Origin of the sequence: Ruegeria sp. MALMAid1280 (assembly GCF_049195285.1) — a bacterium.
Classification (GTDB): Bacteria; Pseudomonadota; Alphaproteobacteria; order Rhodobacterales; family Rhodobacteraceae; genus Ruegeria.
This window is the reverse complement of sequence record NZ_JBMIRT010000048.1, coordinates 78,416-88,039: the sequence shown is the minus strand read 5'-3', so window position 1 is coordinate 88,039 and position 9,624 is coordinate 78,416. Positions and strand designations below refer to the sequence as shown.

At 56.4% G+C, this 9,624-nt stretch carries 11 protein-coding genes and 2 pseudogenes; 5 read left to right on the top strand and 8 right to left on the bottom strand.

The window, feature by feature from the left end:
* The 5 genes from ACOQFT_RS11760 to ACOQFT_RS11740 form a co-directional block, all read right to left on the bottom strand.
* The coding region (locus ACOQFT_RS11760) for a sugar phosphate nucleotidyltransferase (RefSeq protein WP_421597473.1) at positions 1 to 95 on the bottom strand (95 nt) is incomplete at its 3' end.
* Positions 96 to 214: 119 nt separating this feature from the next.
* Entirely contained in the window at positions 215 to 946 is a 732-nt protein-coding gene (locus ACOQFT_RS11755; protein ID WP_421598106.1) for a metallophosphoesterase family protein, read from the bottom strand.
* A gap of 93 nt (positions 947 to 1,039) precedes the next feature.
* Positions 1,040 to 1,567 (bottom strand): hypothetical protein, encoded by a 528-nt coding sequence (locus ACOQFT_RS11750; RefSeq protein ID WP_421598105.1) that lies wholly within the window; start codon positions 1,565 to 1,567, stop codon positions 1,040 to 1,042.
* Positions 1,568 to 1,977: 410 nt separating this feature from the next.
* Positions 1,978 to 2,802, bottom strand: coding sequence for a hypothetical protein (locus ACOQFT_RS11745; protein ID WP_421598104.1), 825 nt, complete (start codon positions 2,800 to 2,802; stop codon positions 1,978 to 1,980).
* A gap of 74 nt (positions 2,803 to 2,876) precedes the next feature.
* Complete coding sequence (locus ACOQFT_RS11740) at positions 2,877 to 4,733, bottom strand: galactosyltransferase-related protein (protein WP_421598103.1); 1,857 nt, start codon at positions 4,731 to 4,733, stop codon at positions 2,877 to 2,879.
* A gap of 583 nt (positions 4,734 to 5,316) precedes the next feature.
* Between ACOQFT_RS11740 and ACOQFT_RS11735 the strand changes: the two genes are divergently transcribed.
* From ACOQFT_RS11735 to ACOQFT_RS11725, 3 genes are all read left to right on the top strand, one after another.
* On the top strand, positions 5,317 to 5,601 hold the full coding sequence (locus ACOQFT_RS11735) for a magnesium transporter (RefSeq protein WP_421598102.1): 285 nt from the start codon (positions 5,317 to 5,319) through the stop codon (positions 5,599 to 5,601).
* On the top strand, positions 5,567 to 5,656 hold the full coding sequence (locus tag ACOQFT_RS11730) for a hypothetical protein (protein ID WP_421598101.1): 90 nt from the start codon (positions 5,567 to 5,569) through the stop codon (positions 5,654 to 5,656). The genes ACOQFT_RS11735 and ACOQFT_RS11730 overlap by 35 nt, the downstream gene beginning before the upstream one ends.
* A 66-nt stretch (positions 5,657 to 5,722) precedes the next feature.
* Positions 5,723 to 6,172 (top strand): CBS domain-containing protein, encoded by a 450-nt coding sequence (locus ACOQFT_RS11725; RefSeq protein WP_421598100.1) that lies wholly within the window; start codon positions 5,723 to 5,725, stop codon positions 6,170 to 6,172.
* A 197-nt stretch (positions 6,173 to 6,369) separates the two neighbouring features.
* Here ACOQFT_RS11725 and ACOQFT_RS11720 read toward each other — a convergent pair whose 3' ends face one another.
* Together ACOQFT_RS11720 and ACOQFT_RS11715 are read right to left on the bottom strand one after the other, a co-directional pair.
* Positions 6,370 to 6,564, bottom strand: coding sequence for a hypothetical protein (locus ACOQFT_RS11720; RefSeq protein ID WP_421598099.1), 195 nt, complete (start codon positions 6,562 to 6,564; stop codon positions 6,370 to 6,372).
* 167 nt (positions 6,565 to 6,731) lie between these two features.
* Complete coding sequence (locus tag ACOQFT_RS11715) at positions 6,732 to 7,907, bottom strand: permease (protein ID WP_421598098.1); 1,176 nt, start codon at positions 7,905 to 7,907, stop codon at positions 6,732 to 6,734.
* A gap of 154 nt (positions 7,908 to 8,061) precedes the next feature.
* Here ACOQFT_RS11715 and ACOQFT_RS11710 point away from each other — a divergent pair.
* Positions 8,062 to 8,205, top strand: a pseudogene (locus ACOQFT_RS11710) (MerR family DNA-binding transcriptional regulator); the annotation flags it as partial.
* Positions 8,203 to 8,501 (top strand): annotated as a pseudogene (locus ACOQFT_RS11705) (MerR family DNA-binding protein). The pseudogenes ACOQFT_RS11710 and ACOQFT_RS11705, both read left to right, overlap by 3 nt.
* 340 nt (positions 8,502 to 8,841) lie before the next feature.
* On the opposite strand, the gene ACOQFT_RS11700 reads toward ACOQFT_RS11705, so the two are convergent.
* A complete protein-coding gene (locus ACOQFT_RS11700; protein WP_421598097.1) occupies positions 8,842 to 9,624 on the bottom strand; it encodes a dimethylarginine dimethylaminohydrolase family protein in 783 nt (260 codons plus the stop codon).

The following is a 9,624-nucleotide window of genomic DNA, read 5'->3' as shown; positions in this document are numbered from 1 at the left end:
ACCAGCGGCACAAATTGCTTGGGATAGCTTTTGCGCGACAAGGGCCAAAGACGCGTTCCGGAACCACCACAAAGAAGAACAGGTGTGATCAACATAAAATGCTCAATATCTGATTTGCTTCAACCGGTCCTAGTCAATGACTTTTGATGTGACAAGGTTTTGCACGGCCACGGCCAGAAAAAGGCCCCTTGCCGCCTGTTCTTTTCTAAGAACGTCAGCGACGTGCCGTCAAAAACCTGGGCTCGGTTCCGTTCAGGCAGACCGCGCTCAGCACGCCCGTTGCAAAGGCACCGGTATCAATGGAAATGCGCCCCTGCCGCGCGCTGGCGGTTCCGACGATTGTGTGCCCATGCACAACCCAGACACCATCGCGCCTGACCGTGGAGTGAAACGACGGGTGGCCCCAGACAAGGGTCTTGTCAGATTGCGCCTCGGGCGGGGTGTCAGGGTCGGCACCGGCATGAACAACAAGCACATTGCCCGACTTGTCCCAGGTCTTCAGTTCGGAAACCCACTGGCACAGCGCGCCGCCCATCGCCTGTTGCAGCCGATCGCGGCAATCCGTCAGCTCGTCACCGCTCATCTCGGATCGCGCCCCGCGCACGCCGAAAGAGGCCAGGGTCTGCAAACCGCCGTTGCGCAGCCAGCGCGGGCCCTGCCCTTTGGGATCCTGCAGGAACCGCAGCAGCATCTCTTCGTGATTGCCCATCAGACAGGTCAGGTCCGGGCGGGCACTGATCAGGCGCAGGACCTCGGCGCTGTGCTCACCACGGTCGACATAGTCGCCGACCAGTATGATCCGATGATCCTGAGGTATATCGGACAGCATTTTTTCCAGTTGAAAGATACAGCCATGCACATCACCGATCGCGCAAAGCGGACCGTCCGGGTTCGGTGGCAGGAAAGATCCACGCCGCCCGAACCGTTTGAAAAGCGATGTCAGCACGATGCGCTGGTCTCCTGACTGGTTGGCCGCGGCAAGTCCCGGCGGGGTGATCCAGACTGATACCCCTGCGCTGAACTATGGGCAAGCCCGGCCTCATGCGGTTCGGCAGGCTGGCACACCCATGCGTATCAGTTCGCGGCCCTTGACCTTGTGGACACCGTTGATGCGATTTCGCGCCGTGGTCATGAACCACGATTTCAACGGCTCCGGGTAGTACTCGGCCATGACCTTGCTGAAATAGTCGAAATCCTCGGGCGCAAGCCTGCGACCACCGCGGGACGGACCATGGAATCCAAAGGTCGTATCTGGATCAACACAGGTTCCGGGCAGCCCCAGAAACATCGTGCATGTTGAATAGCAGACGCGCCCGCGTATTTCGACCTGGATGCCATTGCGCTCGAGGTTTTCCAACTCGGCCAGACGGTCATGCAAATACCCGCCGCGGTCGCTGCCCACAACAAACGGCTGCTGCGCCTCGACGCGCGACGGCGCAGTCGCAGCAGATATCAACGCGGCAAGGGCCAACAGGGCCGTGAAATTCCGGACGGCACCACGGGCGGAGGGTTTTCCGGCACACAGCGGTGCCTTGGCAAAGCAGTCGAACAGGCTCGGCATAGTCATATCTCCAGCTCCAGAGTTGGTCTGGATCAGGACTAGAGAGCTGCGATGCCTCAGCTGAGGGTTGCCTGTGGCGAAACTTGGCCTTAAATCAATGTTTTAATAGGGTTTTTACCTAAACTTTCCCTTTCCTGTGCGTACGCAGGGTTGCCTGCACACGGGTATTCACAGGATCAATTCAGTCTTTGGGTGATCATCGGGTCTTTTATGGACGGCCTACACCGCGACCCGCGAAACTGCTCGTGCGCAAAGGCGCGCAGAGATCCAAACTCTTAATGCACTTGAATTGACGCGATCAGGATAGCGCAATACGCGCCCTGATCCAAATTGGCCCTGACAGGGATCAACGGACCGGCCCGAGACCCGGGGATTTCAGGGCCGTTCGTATAGCCGGTCGGGTGGGCTGTTCCAGACTAGCTGGATTTCATGCGACGCTTGGTACGTCGTTGCAGCCGCCAAAGATCTCTCCAGTAGGACGCCTGCCAGGGCGCGCTCAGGGCAACTTTCCACCACTTGCGCTGCTCTTGAAATAGCTTGTTTTCATAGTCTTTTTTCAAATAGCGCTTGGGCAGCGCAATATGGATATTGGGCGCAAGGTTTTGGGCGTCGGCAGAGCCGTCGGAAAGGTTGGGCATCAACATCGCACTGGTTTGCAGCGCCAGCAGCCGCTTCAAACTCACTTCATGGGTCGAAGGGTGCACATAATCAATGACCGAGCTGACATAGTCACCGTCGGTATCCGCCCAGGCCTCGCCCAATTTGGCATTGGTGAAAACAACCGTGCTCTGCAGGGTTTCCCAATCGCTGTAGAAGCTGTTCCAGATCGCCGGGCGCACGACGTCGCGCAACATGAACCCTTCGGCCAGAAACAACATCGCCCAAAAGCTTGGCCAGGCGATCAACAGATCCTGAACGTCCTGCTGTGACGCCGAAACCGGAGTGAACACCACGATATCCGCAATCTCGGTGATCAGGCTGACACTGTGCTCCGCTTCGCTCAGGCTGGCTGCAGGCAACCCCTTTGTGACGTGGACAATGCGCAGCCCGTCGGCGGTCTTTTGCGACGGCGCAAGCTTGCCGAATGTTGTGTGGGTGACCTGAGCAACACCGTACGAGCTGTAGGCATCACACCAGTCGGAGTGTTTCCGGTCGTCCAGAACGATGACTTCACTTACTTTTTGCTTGCACGCTGAAATGACGCTCTCAACGGCTAAGCTCCTTGTTTCACTGTCATTCATACAGATTTACACTCTGACGGATTTATTACGTATGTATTTCGATTTGGACCCATGTCCGAACGTGTGGAACGAAATTAAAAATGCTGCCCCGACATCTCCAACTTCTGATTTTGCGACATTGAGTGGGCGATTTCGGTGAACGAGCTCCAGTTGCTGCCAAGCAAGAGCGGCGCGCGGGACAGCAAGATGACGTCGGCAAGCGCATATTTGAGCTGCGTTTCCGAGCGGTCGTATACCGCCCGCGGCAGGCTGGTCACGCGATCCTGGTATTTGGCGGTAAACGCGCCATAGGATTCCGAGTTGTCCGAAGCCAGGAAAATCGTCGCTTTTGCTGACGACTCCAGCAATTCGTCGATGCGCTTGAAGAAAAAGCCATAATGGGACCTGCTTCGGGCCCGTCGGGCAATTTCGTCTTCCGACTTCGACCAGTCACCGGGAACGTCCCCATGCGGGTCCGTGGCAGCACCGCCATTCATCCGGACATGGACCGCAATATCGTTCGGGCTTCTGACGGAATCGATCAGATCCTGCACATCCGCGCTTGGGTTCAGACCGCGCAGAAAATCTCTTTCAAGCTCATCATAGGGCGCCCCGAAGGTGAACCTGTAAGCTGACTGGATGACAATGTCCCGGTTGGCGTGAACCAGCGAGGTAGAGTCAAAGGCTTCGCGGAACGCCTTGCTCATCAGATCGACTTCCAACACGTTTTCCGGGTTGCTGTCGCCAGTGTCCTCGACGGCACCGTCAAAATCGAACAATGACGCAAAACTGCAGTCGCAATGCTCGTCCGCGACCCAACGGACAATCAGGTCCCGGTCGTGAACTTTTGCAAAGGCCGCTCCCGAAGCGATCGCGCGCAGACGATTGCCCAGACCATGCTGGGCATCGACGATGAGTTTAGGCTTGCGTTGGCTGTGCCCAATCGGGGCCGTAACTTCGTTGTCTTTCTCGATGGATTGCAACGGTCCGCTACCGACAGCTGCGACCGCGTCTTTGAGGGAGCGGGTCATCAACGCATAATCCACAGCCTCCCGCGATGCGGTGATCTTAACGCCCTCGAAAACATCCTGTATCGCGCCAATTGCGGCCTCGGCTCGTTCAAGCCGCGTGCCGATCAGGTTTGTATCAACGCCAAACGCGTGACTCCGCCGCAACCGGGTAACGCCATCGGACCCATCCAACAGCCGAAAACCGGTCATCGGGCAGCTGCTGTCCCAAGGTGCCGAAGACGAAGAAGCTTGCCGGTTCAGGGAAATCCAGAACTGTGGAAATGCCTGCACCTCATCCCAGCCGGTGACCGGTTTGCTTTTGGGGCGGTCGATGCGTCTTATGTCGGAATGGTCAATATGACGGATGGTGTCGGGATCGACATCCACTCGTTCAACACCAGAACTGGTCAGACGATCATACAGGTCATCGTCATCCCAGCCATAGGTCACGATCCGTTCGTTGAACCCGTTCACGTTCATCAGGTCCTCGCGCCCGGTAACGAAGAATCCGTTTACGTGGCTTTGGCCCGCTTCCGCCTGCCGCCAGTTTCCGGCGGTCAGCTTCCCCACACCCATGGCGTTGCGGTTGAAAAACTCGGCGTCCAGGATGATGTCGCTGTCGACCTTGACGATCTTGTCTTTTGTCGTCGCCCGGAAACCCACATTGTAGGCATGAGACAGAATCCACGACCCTTCATCTTCAACCCGAAGAATACGGATGCGCGGATCGCGAATTCCGGCCTTGTCCAGGGTAATCGCAACCGGGATCTCAGAACTCCAGTCCACGATGACAATCTCATCGATCTCCTGGTGCACCTGCCATGTCGGAAGAGTCTGTACCAGATGGTCGTTTCTGTTCATGCAGCAAGTAACAAGCGAAAAACCCGCCTCAATCGCGGCATCCGGTTTAAATTCCTCTCCGGCCTCTTGGAATTTTGGCATGTTCCGCCAAATGTTCGGGCGTTTCACTACTTCACCATAAAGGGACGCCACAACCGAAGGGGATTTTGCATTGCGAACCGAGAGTTGCGTTCTGATCAGACTGCGGAACACATCCCCAGCCGCTGCTGTGCTGGAATCGTCGTTCGAAGCAATTGTATTGCAGAGGTTTGCAACTATTTCCTTTGAAGACTGCATTTCTTTCCCAGTTCGAGAGCTTGATAAGTCACGACACCCGTTTCGCCTCAGTGTCGCTCGCGGCTTACCATCCTAGATTGTATTCAAAAATAGCTTTGGCACCGAGTACCTGTTTGCTCGTGTGTGTCAATCACCAAAGGTAATAAGTTTTGAGGGTGGACCCAAGAATTCAAGGCCGATGAGCGGCGTTATGCCTGAATCGCATCTGTACGAGGCGCATGGCCTTATGGTCTACCCGGAAGATCAGGCTTTGCCACTCTTGCCTTGAGGATGTGAGCCTGCCGAGGTTTGATCGTTAACCCTCGCGGCCGATATCGCGCTGGCTGTGTTCCTGCCGATGGTGTCCGATATGAGCGGCTGCCCGGGCAATTAGGCCGTCGCCGTCAGCATGCGCGAGTTGTCCCTCGGCCTTGTCCGGCCTATCGACGCTATGCGCGTCTGGATCCAGGAAGTGTCGGTCGGGGTGATAAACGGGTTCGTTCTGGGGCTTTTGATAGGGGTCGTCGCCTGGATGTGGAAAGGCAACCCGTCTCTGCGGTTGGTGATTGGCGGAGCGCTTGGGCTCAACACAATCGTCGCTGTGTCCATTGCCGGTGTCCTGCCATTGCTTTTGCAAGCGCATCGGCCAGGACCCCGCGGTGGCCAGTGGCCCTTTGCTTACTACCATAACTGACATTGCGGGGTTCTTCCTTGTGCTATGCCTCGCGACGGCAATGATGCCGCTTTAGGTTTGTATTTTTTGACCACCAACCGGACCACCCAATGGCAGGCGGCACTCTGACGAGGAACAAAAAATGACGACCACAAGCATTGTCGAAGCACAGAATCTAAAAAGACGCCCTTTCTGCGACGCTGACACAACCGTAATCGAAGCAGCGGTCACAATTGCACTTTTGGAAGTGAATGCGCTCGCCGTACTTAATGATGAGAAGTTGGTCGGGATCATCACGGACCACGATGTGCTGCTATGCCTCGCGGATTCAGGGTCCTCCTTTTACGAGCAAACCGTGGATGACTGGAAGACAACGAAACCGACCACATGTACGACTGGTTCGAAATTTTCAACAGCGCTCAATCTGATGACGAAACACGAAATTCGAAACTTTGTCGGCACCCAACGTGGCGAGCCGTATTCCGTTGTGAGCAGTAGGGAAAACTTGACCCGCATTCATGAGGAAGACGAACTGGAACTGAAAGTACCGCGAGACAAGCCGCGCAATACTCAAGACAGATCTATTGTCTAAAGTGAGCGGGTAGTAGCGAAATTGAAGAAGGCAAAGCCAGTCACGGTTGTGGCAGGAAATCATTGCTCGCAAGTCGCGGCGCTTCCCTTTCGCTTACCCAAAAAAATTCAAAGCTTGAGGTCCTATTGGTGACATCAAGTGACACGGGGCGCTTGTTTCCGCCAATAGGCTGGCTAATGAAAGGTAAGACATCCTGGTCAGCCGCCAACATAGAAGCGCGGGAAGAAGCTGGCGCCATCGGTATCATCTCCAAAACACTCCTTGGGACCTATTGCTACAAGAAGCTTACCCTGATCGGACAGAGATGCCGAAGGAAAGTTGAAGACCATATCACTCACATCATGCGCGAGCAGATGCAGGACCTGCGTTTCATGACGCAGGGCGGGGAGCATTCTCACGACCAGTGCGTCCCACTCTGTGCGGGGCAGGTCACATTTTGTGACCCTTCCTCCGAAGTTGCGGGCAGTCAGCACGTTTGCGGAAGAATTTGCGCAAATCCGACATTGAGCTTCGTCCAATACGCTATAGTGCCCCCCCAGACGCGTTAGCCTGATGTTTGCTACCCCGCAGCGTTCAGAACCCATCCAATCACGAGAACCTGAGGCACGGTCAGGATCGGCAGGAGCAGCGCTGCTTTTAGCCGTCTTGTGACTTCGCGCAGGACGAAAATCTCGGTATAGTCCGTGGCCGCCCCCGCCATAAGGAAGGTGAAGGCGTTGCCAGGTGCCTGCGCCCGCGTCAATAGGTCGGCCGCAATGGGTACGGAGCCCTCGGAACAGACCTCGATGATGGTCGCGGCGACCAGTGTTGTGAAAAGGCCAAGAAGGGTCGCGCCGAACCAGGTCGCGAAGATTTCGGTCGGCATCGTCACCTGGATCAGAGATGCGAGCACAACCCCGAAGAAGAGCCAGCGGAGCACCATCCGGCTCGCGATGACGGATCGACGGGCGACGTCCCGAGCGAAGGCGAAGTCATAGCGCGTGGCGCACAGGCCAATCTTGGCCTCCTGCCAGACGCGGAAGTCGGCGGGCAGATCAATGCGGCTGGGGTTCGGCTTAACCCGGCCCGAGCGTTCCAGTGCCTCGACGGCCAATCCAGTGAGCAAAGCGATGACTAGAGAGATCACAAGGAAGGTCAACATCCAGCCCCAGCCCATCAGGACACCGATGATGATCGTCAGCGACAGCGAGTTCCACGGCGAGGCGATGAGGAAGGCGAAGACCTGTCCCAGGCTCGCACCCCGCTCGTAAAGCTTTGCCCCAACCATCAGGACGCCGTGATTGCACAGATCGAGCAGCACGCCTGCTGCCACGGCACGCACGAGGCTCTTCGCCCCCTGATCGCGACCGATAACGCCGATCACGAACTCCCGAGGCACTCGGTCGATGAGGCCGACCGCCAACATGCCGACGAGAATGCCCCACCACATCAAATTCATCATCTCCTGAACGCCGTGGGTGAATGCACCGAGGCCGAGTGGCTCGTCATGCGTCAAGAAGAAGCCCGAGATGTAGGAAAGAGCGATGATCCCACCAGAGCCCCAGAGCAGCCAATCGATGCGCCGCCATGCGGGGGCATCGGTGGCAACAGTCGGACCGCAACAGGAAGACGCTTCTGTTGCCTCTCCTCCGTCGCAGCATGACGTGTGACTCGCATTGGCGCCTTGTGAAGGTTCTTCCGGAAGGTCCATGCCGCGGATGGCAGAGAATTTGGATTTGCTGATATAGTTTGTCATTTGCGTCAGTCTCCGAACCGACTCGGTAAATAACCCCTCTAGTCGCTGTAGGTTCAAGTGATTTATTTGTTGAAGCTTGCAAACGTGAAACCCGCCGCGATCTTGCGATTGCGATTACAGAATCCTACAATCAATGTAGGCAAGGAGATATCCCATGCTCACCATCGGCGCACTGGCGAAACGGACCGGCGCCAAGGTCCAGACCATCCGCTATTACGAGGACATCGGGCTGCTGCAAGAGGCCGAGCGAACGTCCGGTGGCCAGCGACGATATGGCGAAGCCGCGCTCGACCGGCTGGCCTTCATCCGCCACGCCCGTGACCTCGGCTTCGGGCTCACCGCCATCCGAGACTTCTTGATCTCTCCGACCGTCCGAACCGCCCGTGCTCAGACGTTGATGCCATTGCCGGGCGGCATCTCGAAGACATTCACCGCCGCATCGCGCGGTTGGAGAAACTGAAACTGGAACTCAGTCGTATGCTGGAAGAATGCGGGGCGGGGCGAGTGTTAGACTGCCGCGTACTGGAAGTGCTGCGCGATCACGCCGAGTGTTTAACAGAACATAAAGCCGTCCCTTCGGACTTGAACGACTGAGGAGCGATCAGAATTCACTATTCCTGGGCCAAAGCGGCCTTCAGGAGGATTTGGCCGGATTTCACCCCGCCATCACTGCCGATGGGCATATGGTGCAATACTCGTTTGTATGATGCTGAAGCGAAACCAGGCAAAACCTGAGCATCGCTGATTTTGACCGCTACACAGATTGATCGGGCCATTTCGTCACCATAGATTAGAGTCGCCTAGCAATATCCATATTAATGATGGGCTTAAGTTTGCAAAAATTGTCTGTTTGCCAGATTGCCGACGATCCTTAAAAGGCTGCGAACCTTGCGTTTTCAACCTGACAAAGCCAATCTACACGGCAATTTTCTTCTCAAAACCTTAAAGACAGGCAGGACATACCACCATCCAGTTTGGCGCAATCGGTGTTGTCAATTTCAACCACCTCATATCCCTCACGGTCTAACATTTCAGCTGTGCGTGGAAAGCCTGCCGCCATCAGCACCAGATTGTTAAAGCGGATAGCGTTGGCCGCTGCCTCTTCCCCATCGGCGACATGTAGTACCCGATAGCCCTCGAAACATCCTGACGCATCCAGCCGCCGTGTCGATAGAATAGTTTCGGCGTCCATCAGCGAGCAATCCGTCTTGAAGTGCAAAACACCCTCGGGCGTGAAGACTTCCCGCAGCTTGTGACCCCAGTCAGAGGTGATTTTGGCGAGCTCAGCGACGCCTTCCGCGTCGGTGCGGTCTGATCGACCCACCAGAATTTCCCGACCGGTCACCAGTATATCACCACCTTCGATATGACCCGGGCCTTCGATCTCGTGGACCGTATCATAGCGGGCGCGAAGCGTTGGAGCCATTTCAGCCACCTCGCCCATCCGTGATGGCGCGCCGGGCCGCATCAACACGGCCCCCTGAGGCAGGCAGAGTGCAGTATCCTCAACGAATTGAGCATCGGGATAGGCGTCAAGGGCGTCAAGTTCGATCACTTCCGCCCCAGTGCTTTTTAGTGCAGTCACGTAAGTTTTGTGAGCTGACAACATACCGTCGAAATCCGGATTGCCGAAATCCTCGGCGCGCAATCCGCCTGCGATGGTTGGCGCGGGTCGACGCGTAATGGCGCGCGAGAACTCAAATGTCGGGTCTGTCAT

Excerpts from the sequence above, each read along its gene's own strand:
- ACOQFT_RS11740 (WP_421598103.1), bottom strand. The coding sequence starts at position 4,733 with ATGCCAAAATTCCAAGAGGCCGGAGAGGAATTTAAACCGGATGCCGCG.
- ACOQFT_RS11745 (WP_421598104.1), bottom strand. The coding sequence starts at position 2,802 with ATGAATGACAGTGAAACAAGGAGCTTAGCCGTTGAGAGCGTCATTTCA.
- ACOQFT_RS11720 (WP_421598099.1), bottom strand. The coding sequence starts at position 6,564 with ATGCTCCCCGCCCTGCGTCATGAAACGCAGGTCCTGCATCTGCTCGCG.
- ACOQFT_RS11715 (WP_421598098.1), bottom strand. The coding sequence starts at position 7,907 with ATGACAAACTATATCAGCAAATCCAAATTCTCTGCCATCCGCGGCATG.
- ACOQFT_RS11735 (WP_421598102.1), top strand. The coding sequence starts at position 5,317 with ATGCGCGAGTTGTCCCTCGGCCTTGTCCGGCCTATCGACGCTATGCGC.
- ACOQFT_RS11750 (WP_421598105.1), bottom strand. The coding sequence starts at position 1,567 with ATGACTATGCCGAGCCTGTTCGACTGCTTTGCCAAGGCACCGCTGTGT.
- ACOQFT_RS11700 (WP_421598097.1), bottom strand. The coding sequence starts at position 9,624 with ATGACAGACCCGACATTTGAGTTCTCGCGCGCCATTACGCGTCGACCC.
- ACOQFT_RS11725 (WP_421598100.1), top strand. The coding sequence starts at position 5,723 with ATGACGACCACAAGCATTGTCGAAGCACAGAATCTAAAAAGACGCCCT.